Raw genomic sequence first — 14,992 nt, 5'->3', positions numbered from 1 at the left:
GTGACAGACATCGATTGGGACGAGCTGCGGGCGGTCGCGACGGAAGCGATGACGCGCGCGTACGCGCCGTACTCCCGCTACCGGGTCGGCGCGGCAGCGCTCGTCAGCGACGGTCGCATCGTCTCGGGATGCAACGTCGAGAACGCGTCGTACGGCGTGGGGCTGTGCGCCGAGTGCGCCCTCGTCGGCGACCTGCACATGTCGGGCGGCGGACAGCTCGTCGCCTTCGTGTGCGTGAACAACGACGGGCAGACGATCATGCCGTGCGGCCGGTGCCGCCAGCTGCTGAACGAGTTCGCCCTGCCCGGAATGCTGCTCGAGACCGTCTCGGGCATCCGCACGATCGACGAGGTGCTGCCCGACGCGTTCGGGCCCCGCGACCTCGAGGAGGCCGCCCGATGAGCGCCGAGTCCACCGCATCCGCCGTCGAGGCGTTCGACGCCGTCGACGTCATCCGCACCAAGCGCGACGGGGGCGCGGTCCCCGAGGACGCGCTCCGGTGGATGATCGACGCGTACACGCGCGAGTACGTCGCCGACTCGCAGATGGCGGCGTTCGCGATGGCCGTGCTGCTCAACGGGATGCAGCGCGACGAGATCCGCGTCATGACCGACGCGATGATCGCCTCGGGCGAGCGCATGAGCTTCGCCGGGCTCGGCAAGCGCACGGTCGACAAGCACTCCACGGGCGGCGTCGGCGACAAGATCACGCTGCCGCTCGCGCCCCTCGTCGCGGCGTTCGGCGTCGCCGTGCCGCAGCTGTCGGGCCGTGGGCTCGGTCACACCGGCGGCACGCTCGACAAGCTCGAGTCCATCCCCGGGTGGCGTGCCGCCCTGTCGAACGACGAGATGTTCGCCCAGCTGCGCGACGTCGGCGCCGTGATCTGCGCCGCCGGGTCGGGCCTCGCTCCCGCCGACAAGCGCTTGTACGCGCTCCGCGACGTCACCGGCACGGTCGAGGCGATCCCGCTCATCGCCTCGAGCATCATGTCGAAGAAGATCGCCGAGGGCACCGAGTCGCTCGTGCTCGATGTGAAGTTCGGCTCCGGCGCCTTCATGAAGGACGTCGACAAGGCACGCGAGCTCGCCCGCACGATGGTCGCGCTCGGTGCCGACTCGGGCGTCGCGACGACGGCGCTCCTCACGGACATGAACGCGCCGCTCGGGCTCGCGATCGGAAACGCGAACGAGGTCCGCGAGTCGGTCGAGGTGCTCGCCGGAGGCGGGCCCGCCGACGTCGTCGAGCTGACCGTCGCGCTCGCACGCGAGATGCTCGCACTCGCCGGTCAGCCCGATGCCGACGTCGAGGCGGCCCTCGCCGACGGCCGCGCGATGGACGTCTGGCGCCGCATGATCCAGGCGCAGGGCGGCGACCCGGATGCCGCGCTCCCGACGCCCCGCGAGACGCACACGATCACCGCGCCGACCGCCGGTGTCGTCTCGCGTCTCGAGGCACTGCCGTTCGGCGTCGCCGCCTGGCGTCTCGGCGCCGGCCGTGCCCGTGCGCAGGACCCGGTCATCCACGCGGCGGGCATCGACCTGCACGTGAAGCCTGGCGACGAGGTGGCGGCCGGTCAGCCGCTGTTCACCCTGCTGGCCGATGATGGTGCACGGTTCGACCGCGCTCTCGACGCGCTGCACGGCGCGTGGGAGATCGACGACGACGCTCCGCCTGCGGGGCCGCTCGTCCTCGAGCGCATCACGGCCTGAGCCGGCGGCATCCGTTCGTCGGGTGCCGACCACCGTCCCGTTCCATCCACTCGCCCGACCCACCCGCCCGTTCCGTCCGGAGGAGCCCGCCATGCCGATCGAACAGCACGCCGACGTCAAACTGCAGGGCGTCTCGGTCCGGTCGCTGCCCAAGGTCTCGCTGCACGACCACCTCGACGGGGGCGTGCGCCCCGCGACGATCGTCGAACTGGCGGACGAGCTCGGGACCGACCTGCCCGAGACCGACGCCGACGACCTCGCCGACTGGTTCGAGGAGCAGAGCGACTCGGGTTCGCTCGTCGACTACATCAAGACGTTCGAGGTCACCCTCGCGGTCATGCAGACCCGCGACGGCCTGCGCCGCATCGCGCGCGAGTTCGTCACCGACCTCGCGGCCGACGGCGTGGTCTACGGCGAGGTGCGCTGGGCGCCCGAACAGCACCTGCGCGGCGGACTGTCGCTGCAGGACGCCGTCGACGCCGTGCAGGAGGGCATCGAGGAGGGCGAGGATGCCGCCGAGGCGAAGGGTCACGACATCCGCGTCGGTCAGATCCTCTCGGCGATGCGTCAGGCCGACCGCTCGCTCGAGATCGCGCGCCTGGCCGTCGACAACCGCGGTCGCGGCGTCGCCGGCTTCGACATCGCGGGACCCGAGGACGGCTTCCTCCCCGCCCAGCACCGCGACGCGTTCGATTACCTCGCGTCGGAGTTCTTCCCGGTGACGGTGCACGCGGGCGAGGCGGCGGGGCTCGACTCGATCCGGTCGGCCCTCATCGACGGCCGGGCGCAGCGCCTCGGTCACGGTGTGCGCATCGCGTCTGACCTCAACGTCGTCTCGCGCGAGGGCGAGGAGGTGCTCGTCCAGTTCGGCGACCTCGCCCGCTGGGTGCGCGACCGCGAGATCCCGCTCGAGCTCTCGCCCTCGTCGAACCTGCAGACGGGCGCCATCGCCGGATGGGGCACGCAGTGGGAGGACCACCCCTTCGACCTGCTGTATCAGCTGGGCTTCTCGGTCACCGTGAACGTCGACAACCGCACGCAGAGCCGTACCTCGCTCACGCGCGAACTCGCGACCCTGGCGCAGACCTTCGACTACGACCTCGACGACCTGCAGGCCTTCCAGCTCAACGCCGCCGCCGGAGCCTTCCTCTCGGTCGAGGAGCGCGAGGAGCTCATCGAGGTCATCGCCGAGGGCTTCGGCTCCTGACCCCGGGCTTTTCCCTCGAGGTCCCAGTTGGGCCGGGTTTCAGAGTCTGGTTCCCGGCCGAACTGGGACCTCGCGGTTTCTGCCCAGGGGCGGTGAGCGCCGTGATGCTCACAGACGCGGCGGCAGGAGCGGCTGAAGCGGCGATGTGGCCCAGGCTGTCGGGATGCGACGACCCCAGCCCCTGCCCGAGCCGCTGCGCGGCGCGCCGTTCTCGGTTGGAGCCGCCCGTGCGATGGGCGTGACGGCGGGGCGGCTCGACGCGAGTGATCTCGAGATCCCGTTCCGCGGGATCCGGGTGCCGCGCGGCACGGATACGACGGATGCCGCTCAGCGGTGTGCACAATACGCGGTGCGGCTGATGCCGTGGCAGTTCTTCAGCCATGACACGGCGCTCGCGCGATTCGGCGCTCCCCTCCCGATCGGAAGCGACCCGCTGGTCCTGCATGTCGCGGCACACCGGCCGAAGCGCGAGCCGCGAGCCCAAGGGGTCGTCGGGCATCGTCTGGGCGAACGCCTCCCGGCCGTATGGCATGTGGGCGGCATCCCCTTCGAGCATCCCGCTCGTGCGTGGCGTCATGTCGGGGCGGCTTGGCAGTACGAGGACCTCGTCGCGGCCGGCGACTACCTCGTGGGCCGCGGCGGGCTCGTGACCCTCGACCAGCTGGCGGAGGAAGTCGAGCTGCACGCGACGCGCGGGCGCAGCCGGCTCATCCGTGCGCTGTCCGACATCCGGCCCGGTTCGGAATCGTCGGAGGAGACGCGTCTGCGTCTCGTCCTACAGAGGGCGGGACTCCCTGAGCCGGAGCTGAATCCCGAGCTGCGACATGCGTCGGGCGTCTTCATCGCACGTCTCGACCTCGCCTACCGGCGATGGCGCGTGGCGGTCGAGTACGACGGGCGCCAGCATGCCTTCGACGACGCCCAGTTCGCGCGAGACGCCGACCGCTGGCACGCGATCCGCGAGGCTGGGTGGGAGCACGTGCGCATCCTGCGACACCATCTTCGCGGCGACGGCCGACGGGCGGTCGATATGGTCCGGTCTGGCCTTCTCCGCGCTGGCTGGCGTCCCTGACCCCCGAGGCGCCACCGAGGTCCCACTTGAGCCGGGTATAGCCGCCGAGTTCCCGGCCGAACTGGGACCTCGGGTGCGGGTGGTGGGTCAGCCGGGCGCCGGGTCAGCGGGGGAGAGTGGACACCAGGTCGGACACGGCCGCCGTGACCTCGACACGCACGTCCGCGGGCGAGATCGCGGGGGTGCCGTCGCCGGCCTGAGGGCCGTAGTCGCCGAAGGATGCGTGGCTGGCGCCGGCGATCTCGACGAAGGTCGTCGCCGTGGGGAGGAGGTGACGGTTGTCATCGACCTTCTGCGGGGTCGTCAGACCGTCTTCCGAGCCCGACAGGCTCAGCACGGGCAGCGTCGAGGCCGACAGATCGCTGGCGCAGTACGACGCGAACAGCACGAGTCCGTCGGCATCCGAGGCGAGCTGGCAGGCCCGCACGCCCCCCAGCGAGTGCCCGCCGACCAGCCACGTGTCCACGCCGGGAACGAGCCCGGTGAACGACGACAGCGGGCGCGGGTCGAAGAACGCGAGGTTGAGCCACGGCCGGGTGATGACAACCGTCACCCCGTCGTCCGCGACGACGTCGGCGAGGATCGCGGCGTATGCCTCGGCCTGCACCTTCGCGCCCGGCACGAACACGAGTCCGACGTCGCTCGGGCCCGTGGCGGGCTCGAGCACGAGGCTGCCGTCAGTCTCGGACATGACGATGCGCTCATCGGTGCGGACGGCGTCGAGCGGGCCTGCCTCGGCGTCCATGACGCCCACCTGGCTCCAGACCAGGATGCCGACGACCCCGGCGACGAAGACCCCGACGAGAGACAGCGCGACGATGACGACGATCCGGCGCGTGCGCGAGCGCCGGTGCGGACGCTCGGGCTCGTCACCCGTCGTCCGCACCGTCGGGGCGTCGCTCATCGAGCGTGGGAGCCGATCGCCGCCTGACGCGCCGAGACAGCCCGCTCGACCCGCGGGAAGAGCGGATGCGAGGGCTCGAGCCCGGTCACGGACGCGGTGAAGGATGCCGCATCCTCGGTGCGCAGGCGCTGCTGCAGTTCGACCGACTGGGGGTCTTCCGGGTCGTCGAACGCGAGCGCCGCGCCGATCGCCGCGACCAGGGCGTCGACCGGGAGGCCGGCCTCGGCTGCTTCGGCCGCGGGGCCGATGAAGCGCTCGTGCCGCGAGAGCTTGCGGAGGGGCTGGCGTCCCACGCGTCCTACCGTGTCGGGCAGCTCGGGGTTGGCGAAGCGCCGCAGGATCGTGGCGCGGTAGTCCGCGAGCTCGCCGGCGTCGAGACCGTGCTTGTGGGCGAGCAGGGCGGAGGTCTCCTCCAGGGCCGCCGAGACGCTCGCGGCGATCTCGGGAACGGCGAGGGCCTCGGCCACCGTCGGGGTGCCGGCCTGTGCGCCGAAGTAGGCGGTCGTGGCGTGACCCGTGTTCACCGTGAAGAGCTTCCGCTCGATGTAGGGCTCAAGGTTCTCGACGAAGTGCGCGCCGGGGATGTTGGGCAGCTCGCCGCCGAACGGACCCGACTCGATCGCCCACTCGTAGAACGGCTCGACGGTGACATCGACGCCGGCACCGGCGGGCTGTGCGGGCACGATGCGGTCGACGGCGGTGTTGGCGAAGATCGCTCGGCCCGAGACGGCCTCCCACGCATCGCCCGCCTGCATGCGGATCTCCTCGCGAAGCAGGTCGGTGGCGCCGATCGCGTTCTCGCACGCCATGACGGTCAGGGGAGCCGCGGCCGGGTCGCGCAGCGCGAGGCCGGCGAGGATGTGGGGCGCGATGAACTTCAGCACGGTCGGGCCCACGGCGGTCGTGACGATGTCCGCGGTCGCGACGGCATCCGCGACGGCCTGCGGGTCCTCCGCGCTGTTGAGCGCACGGAAACCCGTGACCGTGCGGTCGACACCGCCCTCGCCGACCTCGTGCACCGTGTACTCGGAGGCGGCGTTGATGGCGTCGACCAGGGGAGCGGCGACGTCGGAGAAGACGAGCTCGTAACCGCCTTCGCTCAGGAGCAGACCGACGAAGCCGCGGCCGATGTTGCCGGCGCCGAAGTGGACTGCGGTGCTCACTGGTTCACCGATGCGAGCAGGGCGTAGAGCTCATCGGGCGTCTGCGCGGCCTTGAGGCGAGCGACGTCGTCCTCCTCGGAGAAGAGCAGGGCGATCTGAGACAGGATGTCGAGGTGCTCCTCGCCCTTGCCGGCGATGCCCACGACGAAGGAGACCGGCTCCCCGCCCCAGTCGACGCCGCCGTCGTAGCGGACGAACGACAGCGCCGAGTCGAGGATCGCGTCCTTGGTCTCGTTGGTGCCGTGGGGGATGGCGAGCTCGTTGCCCATGTAGGTCGACACGGTCTGCTCGCGCTGCTGCATGGCGTCGAAGTACGCGGAGGTCACGGCACCGGCGGACTCGAGCAGGTCGGCGGCCTCCTTCATCGCCTCCTCGCGGGTTGCGCTTCCGGAGTGGATGCGGATCTGACCGATGTTCAGGACCTCACGTGCCATGTCTGTCTCCTTCGAATGGTGTTGCTGGGGGATGACGCGGGGCCGGGGCGGATGGACCGCCCCGGCCCGGGTCTGGGTTTCGAGCCTACGCGTCGGCGTCGTGCTGCTTGCGGACCATCTCCACGACCTCGTCGTACTTCGGCGAGTTCATGAAGTTGTCCACCGACACGTGCACCGCGTCGGGTGTGCGCTGGCGTGCGCGGTCGGTGAGCTGGTTCTGCGTGATGACCAGGTCCGCCGAGCCGTCGAGGTTCGCGATCGCCTTGTTGACGACGGTGACGCCCTCGACGCCGGCCTTCTTGAACTTGTTGCGCAGGACGCTCGCGCCCATCGCCGACGAGCCCATGCCCGCGTCGCACGCGAAGACGATCGACTCGATCGGCTTGGTCGCCGTTGCGGTGCCGGCGCCGGTCTCGGCGGCGGCACCGCTAGCGGCGGCAGCGCCCGATGCGCGCAGACCCGACAGGGCCTCCGAGCTCTTGCCCTTGTTCGCCTCGGTGCGTGCGATGGCGTCTTCGAAGGTGCCCTCACCGGCCTGCTCGCGGGCGAGGTCGCGCTTACGGCTGGCCAGCAGGATCGCAGCCGATACCGCGAATGTCACAGCGGCCGAGATGATCACCGAGAGGATGACGCCGAGGTGGCTCCCCGGGGCGGTCTGGATGAGCACAGCGAAGATCGATCCCGGAGAGGCCGCGGCGACCAGGCCGGAGTTGAAGATGGCGTTCGTGGCAACACCGCTGGCACCACCGGCGATGAGCGCAACGATCAGGAGGGGCTTCGCCAGCACGTACGGGAAGTACACCTCGTGGATGCCGCCGAAGAACTGGATGATGAACGCGCCCGGTGCGGTACCGCGCGCGATTCCCACCCCGAAGACGGAGATCGCGAGCAGGAGACCGGCACCCGGGCCGGGGTTGGCCTCGACGAGGAAGAGCAGGCTCTTCCCCGTCTCGAGCGACTCCTGGGTTCCGAGCGGCGTGAAGACGCCGTGGTTGATGGCGTTGTTGAGGAACAGCACCTTCGCGGGCTCGACGATGATGCTCGCCAGCGGGATCAGGCCGCGGTCGACGAGGAAGCCGACGGCACCGCCGAGGACGTCCGTGATGAACTTCATCACGGGTGCGAGCCAGAAGAAGGCGGCGAGAGCGGCGAAGAACGCCACGAATCCAGCGCTGAAGTTGTCGACGAGCATCTCGAATCCGGCACGGACCTTGCCCGCCCACAGCTTCTCGATCCACTTCAATGCGAGGGCCGTCAGGGGCCCAGCGACCATGGCGCCGAGGAACATCACGGTGCCGGCGGCGCCGACGATGACACCCATCGCTGCGACGGAGCCGACGACGCCGCCGCGGGCGCCGAACACCATGCGACCGCCGGTGTAGGCGATCAGGATCGGCAGCAGGTACGTGATGATCGGGCTGACGAGACCGATCCACTCGGTGCCGTCAGGGGTGACCCCGCCACCGAGCATGCGCGAATCGGCCCAACGCCAGGCCGCGATGGGGCCGTCCTGGCCGACCCAGCCCGTGTCGATGAACAGGGCGGTGATCAGACCCCACGCGATGAAGGCCGCGATGTTGGGCATGACCATTCCCGACAGGAAGGTTCCGAAGCGCTGGACGCGGACCCGGACCCCACCTCCCGCGGATGGTGCTGACGTCGTTGTCATTTCTGGTTCTCCTTCTGGTGCAGTGTGTGGTGCGGGTGCGGTGCTGATCAGATGCCGGCGGCGGTCTGCGCGGCGGCACGTGCCGAGGCCGCGTCCGTCGCGGTCAGGGCGGCTTCGGCGATGCGGCGTGCGTCGTCGAGGGTGTGGTGGAGCAGGGTGGCGCGCACGTCGGCGAGCGCGGTGGGCGCCATCGACAGGCTCGTGGCGCCGAGGCCCACGAGCACGACGGCCAGCAGCGGGTCGGCTGCGGCCTCGCCGCAGATGCCCACGGGCTTGCCGTTGGCCTGGCCCGCCTTGCCGGTCTCGTGGATGAGGCGCAGCACGGCCGGGTGCCAGGGGTCCTGGAACGACGACACCGAACCGAGCAGGCGGTCGGCGGCGAGCGTGTACTGGGTGAGGTCGTTGGTGCCGATCGAGGCGAAGTCGGCGACCTTGAGGACGTGGTCAGCGAGCAGCGCCGACGACGGCACCTCGACCATGACACCCGCGGTCTTGATGCCGTACTCGCGGGCGATCCCGACGAAGTACTCCGTCTCCTCGACGGTCGAGACCATGGGGGCCATGACCCACAGGTCGGCCTCGGTCGCGGCATCCGCCTCGGCGAGCGCGGTGAGCTGTTCGCGAAGGATGTCCTCGCTGGCGCGCAGGGCGCGAAGACCGCGGAGGCCGAGCGCGGGGTTCTCCTCGTGCGCGTCGTTGAGGAACGCGAGCGGCTTGTCGGCGCCGGCATCCAGGGCGCGAACGACGACCTTCTGGCCCGGGAACGCCTGCAGCAGCTTCGTGTAGGCCTCGCGCTGCTGGGCGACGGTGGGCGCCTGCGACGAGCTGAGGAAGAGGAACTCGGTACGGAAGAGGCCCACGCCCTCGGCGCCGAGCTCGACAGCCTGCGCCGCTCCCTCGGGCTTGCCGAGGTTGGCCAGCAGGGGGACGGCGGTGCCGTCGGCCAGCGCGCCGGGGGTGATCGGCGCGGATGCCGCCGACTTCCGCTCGTCGGCGCGGTTCTGCGCCTGTGCGAGCTCGTCCTCGCTCGGGTCGGTGGTGACGACGCCCTTGGCGGCGTCGACGATGACGGTCTCGCCGTCGGAGAGGCCGGCCGCCTCGGTGACGCCGACGACGGCGACGATGGACTTCTCGCGGGCGAGGATCGCGGTGTGCGAGGTCGGCCCGCCCTCGGAGGTGACGAGCGCGAGGACCATGTCGAGGTCGAGCAGCGCGGTGTCGGCGGGGGCGAGGTCCTTGGCCACGAGCACGAACGGGTGGCCCGGCTCGGGGACGCCCGGGGCCGGGACGCCGCGCAGGTGCGCGATGACGCGCTGCGCGACGTCGTCGAGGTCGGCGGCGCGCTCGCCGAGATAACCGCCCATCGCGGACAGCTGGTCGCGGAACGAGGCGAAGGCGTCGTAGACGGCGAACTCGCCCGTCTTGCCCGCCTGGAGTCGCGTCGCGACCTCGGCCTCGAGGCTCGGGTCCTCGGCCATCATGGCCTGGGCCTCGAGCACGTCGCGGGCGGCGCCGCCCGCCTGCGCACCACGCTGTTCGAGCTCGCGTGCGACAGCGGCGACGGCATCCTTCACGCGCGTCGTCTCCTCGTCGAGGGACAGCTGCGACTTCTCGTCCTTCGGCGCGGGAAGCGGCTCCGCCATCCGTGCGACCGGTCCCTGCGCGACTCCCAGGCCGATGCCCACTCCGCGAAGCTCACTCATTGCTCGATCTCCTTCGTATCGTCCGTGTTCGTATCGATGGTCGTTCGTGGTCACTCGTCGTGATCCGTGGCGAGCAGGTCGGCGAGTTCGTCCAGGACGCTCTCCGCGCTGTCGCCGTCGGCCGTGAGGGTGACGTAGTCGCCGTACTCGACGCCGAGCGCGATGACTCCGAGGATGCTTGCGGCGTTCACGGGCGAGCCCGATCCCTTCGCGATCGTGACGTTGGCACCCGACTGCTTGACCGCCTGAGCGAACAGCTTGGCGGGACGGGCGTGGAGCCCGTTGGACGATCCGATGCGGACGGTACGCGATGCCTCGCTCATGAGGAGGTCCTCTCCGTTGAAGGGATGTCGGTGCTGGAACGTGTCGTGGCGGCGGCCGGAGCGGTGATCAGCGCGAGCGTCCGGCTCCCATCGAGATCTCGGAAGATGTCGGCGGGCATCAGGATGACGCGCGTTCCGCGGGCAGCCGCGGCCTCGGTGATCCGGTCCAGCTTCGGGATGAGCTGGGGGCCGACGAGGACGATGTCCGCCGCGTCGAGATCGATCGGCAGTGACTGCTCGGTTCCGGCGGTGGCGGTGATGTCCAGGCCGCGCGCTTGCGCCGCGTGGCGCACTCGCTGTGCGACGAAAGTACTCGACGCACCCGCGCCGCATACGACCAGGATCCTCATCGACCCGCCTCCTCCTCTCCCCATTGTTGTGAGCGGTCTCAGAGGCGACAAGGGCTTCCTGCTTCCGCAGGGGCGGAAGCTCAGCCGGGCCATGATGGAATGGGAGCGTGACCAGGAGCCGGCAGGACCGCGTCCTCGCGATTCTCGCGCGCGACGGCGACTGGGTGACCGCAGCCGCGCTCGCCGATGCCATCGGGGTCACGCCGCGCTCGATCCGAAGCTACGTCACCGCCCTCAACGCCCGGGTGCCCGACGGCGTCGTGGTCGAGTCCGGGCCGCAGGGTTACCGCGCGGGTCCGGACAGCTCGGGGGCCGTGCACGTGGGCGACGCCGGCACGCCACGCGATCGGCTGCACCGCCTCGTGCGCTCACTGCTGGACTCTCCCGACGGGATCGACGTGTTCGAGACCGCCGAGGCCTTCTTCGTCAGCCCCGCCACGATCGACGCCGACCTCGGCCGGGTGCGCGGGCTCCTCGGCGGCACCGAGCTCAGCCTCGAGCGCACGTCGTCGCGGGCGCGGCTGCGCGGTACCGAGATGGCCCAGCGCCGTCTGCTCAGCAGACTCGCGCACGAGGAGACCGACGACGGCTCGTTCGACCTCGACAGCCTCCGCCGGACTCTCGGCGAACGCTCGGTCGGTGCGGTGGCCTTCGGCCCCTTCAAGGACGACCTCGTATCGGAGCTGACCGAGCTCGGCTACTTCGTCAACGAGTTCGGCATCGGGGATGTCGTCATGCACATCGCCATCGCCGCCGATCGCATCACGCGGGGCCGGGCGCTCGAGGTGGCGGAGGCCGACGACGCCGCGTTCCGCGCTGAGGTCGGCGACATCCTCGACCGCCTCACGCGTCGGCACCTGGGCGTCGTCCTCGGGTCGGGCGACCGCCAGCATCTCGCCGCCCTCGTGCTCACGCGCGTCGTGGCCCCGGGGGCGACCGAGCCGGCGGCGCTCATCCGCGAGCGCATCGACGCGGATGTCGCGACCGCGGTGCGCGACGTCGTGCGGCGGGCAGCCGCGGAGTTCCTCGTCGACATCGACCAGGAGGACTTCGTGCTGCGGCTGTCGCTGCACGTGCAGAACCTCAAGCATCGGGCGCGCGAGCAGGCGTGGTCGCGCAACCCGCTCACGCGATCGCTCAAGACGACGTATCCGATGATCTTCGAGGTCGCCGTCTACATCGCCGACGCCCTGCGGGGCCTGCTCGGCATCCCGCTCCTCGACGACGAGATCGCCTACATCGCGATGCACGTCGGCGGTCGGCTCGAACGCAGCCGCCTCTCTGCGCAGGCGCTGACGGCGACGATCGTCTGCCCCGGCTACTACGAGCTGCACGAGCTGCTGCGCTCGAGCGTCGACCGGTCGCTGGGTCAGGCGCTCGACGTCGTCGGCGTCGAGACGCGCGTCGACCCGGACTGGGCCTCGATCGACACCGACCTCATCCTCTCGACCATCGCCCCGCCCGTCATGAGCGACCGGATCGTCCACATCCAGCCGTTCCTCACCGACGCCGACATCGATCGGGTGCAGACCGCCGCCGCGCGGCTCCGCCGGGCTCGGCGCCTGGCCCGCCTGCGCGCCGAGCTGGAGCGCTACTTCGACCCGTCCGCCTTCATCCGCGGGCTCGACGGCGATGGGGGAGAAGAGGGCGTGATCCGGCAGCTGGGGTCGTTGCTCGTCGATCAGGGCGTCATCGACGACGACTACATCGAGCGCACGATCGAGCGGGAGCGGCTGTCGTCGACGGCCTTCACCGATGCACTCGCCGTTCCGCACGCCATCGGGATGACCGCGACGCGCACGGCGATCTCGCTCGGGATCGCCGACCCGTCTATCGCGTGGGGCGACGGCCGCGTGCAGGTCGTGGCGATGGTCGCCTTCTCGGAGTCCGATCGAGCCGCGTTCCAGACGGTGTTCGAGCAGCTGGTCGAGGTGTTCAGCGAGCGCGAGAGCGTGCAGCGGATCGTGCGGCGAGGCATCACGTTCAGCGCCTTCCTCGACGAGCTCGTCGCGGTCGTCGACGGCTGATCGCCTGTGCTCAGCGCGCGAGTCGCGCTTCGAGCCCGAGCTTCACCGCGGGCCACTCGTGCGGGAGCACCGAGTACACGACCGTGTCGCGGAGCGTCCCGTGCGGCCCCAGACGGTGGTTGCGCAGCACCCCGTCCTGCTTGGCGCCGAGGCGTTCGATCGCCGCGCGTGACTGGCGGTTGTGCCACGACGTGCGGAACTCGACCGCGATCGCGTCGCAGCTCTCGAAGGCGTGGCCGAGCAGCAGGCGCTTCGCGGCAGTGTTGACCGCGGTCCGCTGCACCGCAGGGGAGAGCCAGGTGTGTCCGATCTCGACCCGGCGGTTGGGCTGATCGATGTTGCAGAACGTCGTCATCCCGACCGCCGTGTCGCCCCGCAGCACCGCGAACGGGTTCATGTGGCCCTCGTCGCGCCAGGCGAGGCGCTGGGCGATGTCGGCCGGCACCGAAGCGGGGACCGAGGTGTACCAGGCGTATTCCAGCCCGGCCGTGGCGCGGGCGAGGTCGTCGGCATGATCGAGGTCGAGCGGGACGAGTCTCACGTGGTCGTCAGCGAGCTCCACAGGTTCCGTCAGCAGCACTTTCGAAGCCTAGCGGCGCGGATACGCGATACAGACGTCGGACGGGTGGTGCTGGTGGGGTGCCCAGGGGCATTCGAGGCGACATCAGCCCCGCGCGTCCGACGGATGTATCGCCAGAAACGCGGGACGCACGCTGCCGGAGGGCGGCTGTCAGCCGATGGTCGCGAGCAGGTCGCGCACACCGGCCTCGAGCGCGGCGAGCCGGGATGCCGCATCGGCAGCCGAGTCTCCGCGGACGTCGAGGTACAGCTTGAGCTTCGGCTCGGTGCCGCTCGGGCGGACGAGGATGCGGGCGTCGCCCTCGAGCCACAGGCGCAGGATGTCGCCGAGCGGCGGGCCCGATACCGGAGCGGCGAGATCCTCGAACGACACCACCGCGGCGTCGCCGATCCGGGTGGGCGGTGCCGAGCGCAGCGCGGCGGTGATGCGTCCGATGACCGCGAGGTCGTCGACCCGGACCGACACCTGTCCGCTCGCGAAGCTGCCGAACTCGGCGTCGAACTCGGCGAGCAGATCGCCCAGCGTCCGGCCCTGTTCCCGCGCCTCGGCGGCGAGCCCGAGGATCGCGACGGCGGCGGAGATGCCGTCCTTGTCCTTCACCGTCTCGGGGTTCACCAGGTAGCCGAGCGCCTCTTCGAACCCGAAGACGAGGCCGGGGGCGCGCGAGATCCACTTGAAACCGGTGAGGGTGGCGTGGAAGTCGAGGCCGTAGCGCTCCGCGACGACCTCGAGCGCGGGCGAGGACACGAGCGAGCACGCGAGCGACGCGCCGCCGGCGACACCGCCCCCCGCGGCTCGACGGGCGGCGCGCCAGCCGAGCAGCAGACCGATCTGGTTGCCGGTCAGCCGCCGCCAGCCGCCCTCGGCGGCGGCATCCGGGATCGCGACCGCGAGGCGATCGGCGTCCGGGTCGTTCGCGAGGATGAACTCCGCGTCGTTCGCGCGGGCGGTCTCGAGCGCGAGGTCCATCGCACCCGGTTCCTCGGGGTTGGGGAAGGCGACCGTGGGGAACCGGCCGTCGGGCTCGGCCTGCTCGGCGACCGGGACGGGGTGCGGGTAGCCCGCAGCGTCGAGGATGCGCAGCATCGTCTCGGTTCCGACACCGTGCATGGCGGTGTAGACCCAGCGCATCCCGTTCGCGCCCGCGGGTGCCGGGGCGACGGTCGCCGTCGCGGCGACGTACGCCTCGACGACCTCATCGTCGGCGGTCTCGTACTGCTCGGAGCGGGGGAGGGCCGAGATGTCGCCGGCATCCGCCACTCGCTGGATGTGCGCAGCGATCTCGCCGTCGGCCGGCGGGACGATCTGCGAGCCGTCGTCGGCGCCGCCGAGGTACACCTTGTATCCGTTGTCGTCGGGCGGGTTGTGGCTCGCGGTGACCATGACACCGGCGTCGGCACCGAGGTGCCGCACGGCGAACGCCAGGACCGGTGTCGGAAGGAGGCGTGGCAGCAGGATCGCCCGCAGCCCGGCCCCCGCGAAGACCTCGGCCGAGTCTTGCGCGAACCGCGCCGACCCTCGTCGCCCGTCGTAGCCGATGACGACGACGGGCGGAGCATCGGGCCCCGCCTTCTCGAGCAGGTACGCCGCGAGCCCCGCCGCTGCCTGCGTGACGAGCACGCGGTTCATGCGGTTGCTGCCGGCGCCGAGCCGGCCGCGAAGTCCCGCGGTGCCGAAGGCCAGGCGCGTGCCGAAACGGTCGACGAGATCGGCCGCGGCGGCGGCATCCCCGGACTCGGCCGCCGCGATGACCGCCGTCAGCTCGTCACGGGTCTCGGGGTCGGGATCCTGAGCGAGCCAGGCTCGCGCCGCGTCCCAGGGAACCGCCGGCGTCGTCGCGTCGACGGTCAC

General features: G+C 71.0%; 14 protein-coding genes. 5 read left to right on the top strand and 9 right to left on the bottom strand.

Features of this window, described 5'->3' with window-relative positions:
- The 4 genes from CI089_RS02985 (at nucleotide 1) to CI089_RS02970 (ending at nucleotide 3,988) form a co-directional block, all read left to right on the top strand.
- A complete protein-coding gene (locus CI089_RS02985) occupies nucleotides 1–402 on the top strand; it encodes a cytidine deaminase (protein WP_023955526.1) in 402 nt (133 codons plus the stop codon).
- Nucleotides 399–1,709, top strand: a complete 1,311-nt coding sequence (locus tag CI089_RS02980) for a thymidine phosphorylase (protein WP_094260194.1) — start codon at nucleotides 399–401, stop codon at nucleotides 1,707–1,709. The genes CI089_RS02985 and CI089_RS02980 overlap by 4 nt, the downstream gene beginning before the upstream one ends.
- Nucleotides 1,710–1,800: 91 nt before the next feature.
- The gene (locus tag CI089_RS02975; RefSeq protein WP_094260193.1) at nucleotides 1,801–2,916 is read left to right on the top strand and encodes an adenosine deaminase; all 1,116 of its coding nucleotides are present in this window, start codon (nucleotides 1,801–1,803) and stop codon (nucleotides 2,914–2,916) included.
- A gap of 163 nt (nucleotides 2,917–3,079) precedes the next feature.
- The gene (locus CI089_RS02970; RefSeq protein ID WP_143738857.1) at nucleotides 3,080–3,988 is read left to right on the top strand and encodes a hypothetical protein; all 909 of its coding nucleotides are present in this window, start codon (nucleotides 3,080–3,082) and stop codon (nucleotides 3,986–3,988) included.
- Nucleotides 3,989–4,091: 103 nt separating this feature from the next.
- On the opposite strand, the gene CI089_RS02965 is transcribed toward CI089_RS02970, so the two are convergent.
- The 7 genes from CI089_RS02965 to CI089_RS02935 form a co-directional block, all read right to left on the bottom strand.
- Nucleotides 4,092–4,892, bottom strand: a complete 801-nt coding sequence (locus CI089_RS02965; protein WP_094260191.1) for an alpha/beta hydrolase — start codon at nucleotides 4,890–4,892, stop codon at nucleotides 4,092–4,094.
- A complete protein-coding gene (locus CI089_RS02960; RefSeq protein ID WP_094260190.1) occupies nucleotides 4,889–6,055 on the bottom strand; it encodes a mannitol-1-phosphate 5-dehydrogenase in 1,167 nt (388 codons plus the stop codon). Before CI089_RS02960 ends, CI089_RS02965 begins: the two co-directional genes overlap by 4 nt.
- Complete coding sequence (locus CI089_RS02955; RefSeq protein ID WP_094260189.1) at nucleotides 6,052–6,489, bottom strand: PTS sugar transporter subunit IIA; 438 nt, start codon at nucleotides 6,487–6,489, stop codon at nucleotides 6,052–6,054. Before CI089_RS02955 ends, CI089_RS02960 begins: the two co-directional genes overlap by 4 nt.
- An 85-nt stretch (nucleotides 6,490–6,574) precedes the next feature.
- On the bottom strand, nucleotides 6,575–8,158 hold the full coding sequence (locus tag CI089_RS02950; RefSeq protein ID WP_094260188.1) for a PTS mannitol transporter subunit IICB: 1,584 nt from the start codon (nucleotides 8,156–8,158) through the stop codon (nucleotides 6,575–6,577).
- 47 nt (nucleotides 8,159–8,205) lie between these two features.
- Nucleotides 8,206–9,861 (bottom strand): phosphoenolpyruvate--protein phosphotransferase, encoded by a 1,656-nt coding sequence (gene ptsP / locus CI089_RS02945; protein ID WP_094260187.1) that lies wholly within the window; start codon nucleotides 9,859–9,861, stop codon nucleotides 8,206–8,208.
- A gap of 50 nt (nucleotides 9,862–9,911) precedes the next feature.
- Nucleotides 9,912–10,184, bottom strand: a complete 273-nt coding sequence (locus CI089_RS02940; RefSeq protein ID WP_023955516.1) for an HPr family phosphocarrier protein — start codon at nucleotides 10,182–10,184, stop codon at nucleotides 9,912–9,914.
- The gene (locus CI089_RS02935) at nucleotides 10,181–10,534 is read right to left on the bottom strand and encodes a PTS sugar transporter subunit IIB (protein ID WP_094260186.1); all 354 of its coding nucleotides are present in this window, start codon (nucleotides 10,532–10,534) and stop codon (nucleotides 10,181–10,183) included. The genes CI089_RS02940 and CI089_RS02935 overlap by 4 nt, the downstream gene beginning before the upstream one ends.
- Before the next feature lie 107 nt (nucleotides 10,535–10,641).
- Between CI089_RS02935 and CI089_RS02930 the strand changes: the two genes are divergently transcribed.
- The gene (locus CI089_RS02930) at nucleotides 10,642–12,561 is read left to right on the top strand and encodes a BglG family transcription antiterminator (protein WP_094260185.1); all 1,920 of its coding nucleotides are present in this window, start codon (nucleotides 10,642–10,644) and stop codon (nucleotides 12,559–12,561) included.
- Nucleotides 12,562–12,571: 10 nt separating this feature from the next.
- On the opposite strand, the gene CI089_RS02925 is transcribed toward CI089_RS02930, so the two are convergent.
- Entirely contained in the window at nucleotides 12,572–13,141 is a 570-nt protein-coding gene (locus CI089_RS02925) for a GNAT family N-acetyltransferase (RefSeq protein WP_094260184.1), read from the bottom strand.
- Nucleotides 13,142–13,291: 150 nt separating this feature from the next.
- Nucleotides 13,292–14,992: a phospho-sugar mutase gene (locus CI089_RS02920; protein WP_094261213.1), complete on the bottom strand. Its 1,701-nt coding sequence runs from the start codon at nucleotides 14,990–14,992 to the stop codon at nucleotides 13,292–13,294.

The sequence above is a fragment of the Microbacterium sp. Yaish 1 genome, assembly GCF_002245215.1.
GTDB lineage: Bacteria > Actinomycetota > Actinomycetes > Actinomycetales > Microbacteriaceae > Microbacterium.
This window is presented reverse-complemented; position numbering and strand designations above follow the sequence as displayed.

What these genes read in the sequence shown, in the direction of transcription:
- CI089_RS02975 (WP_094260193.1), top strand. Translation starts at nt 1,801, where the DNA reads ATGCCGATCGAACAGCACGCCGACGTCAAACTGCAGGGCGTCTCGGTC.
- CI089_RS02940 (WP_023955516.1), bottom strand. Translation starts at nt 10,184, where the DNA reads ATGAGCGAGGCATCGCGTACCGTCCGCATCGGATCGTCCAACGGGCTC.
- CI089_RS02980 (WP_094260194.1), top strand. Translation starts at nt 399, where the DNA reads ATGAGCGCCGAGTCCACCGCATCCGCCGTCGAGGCGTTCGACGCCGTC.
- CI089_RS02950 (WP_094260188.1), bottom strand. Translation starts at nt 8,158, where the DNA reads ATGACAACGACGTCAGCACCATCCGCGGGAGGTGGGGTCCGGGTCCGC.
- ptsP (WP_094260187.1), bottom strand. Translation starts at nt 9,861, where the DNA reads ATGAGTGAGCTTCGCGGAGTGGGCATCGGCCTGGGAGTCGCGCAGGGA.
- CI089_RS02935 (WP_094260186.1), bottom strand. Translation starts at nt 10,534, where the DNA reads ATGAGGATCCTGGTCGTATGCGGCGCGGGTGCGTCGAGTACTTTCGTC.
- CI089_RS02970 (WP_143738857.1), top strand. Translation starts at nt 3,080, where the DNA reads ATGCGACGACCCCAGCCCCTGCCCGAGCCGCTGCGCGGCGCGCCGTTC.
- CI089_RS02965 (WP_094260191.1), bottom strand. Translation starts at nt 4,892, where the DNA reads ATGAGCGACGCCCCGACGGTGCGGACGACGGGTGACGAGCCCGAGCGT.
- CI089_RS02955 (WP_094260189.1), bottom strand. Translation starts at nt 6,489, where the DNA reads ATGGCACGTGAGGTCCTGAACATCGGTCAGATCCGCATCCACTCCGGA.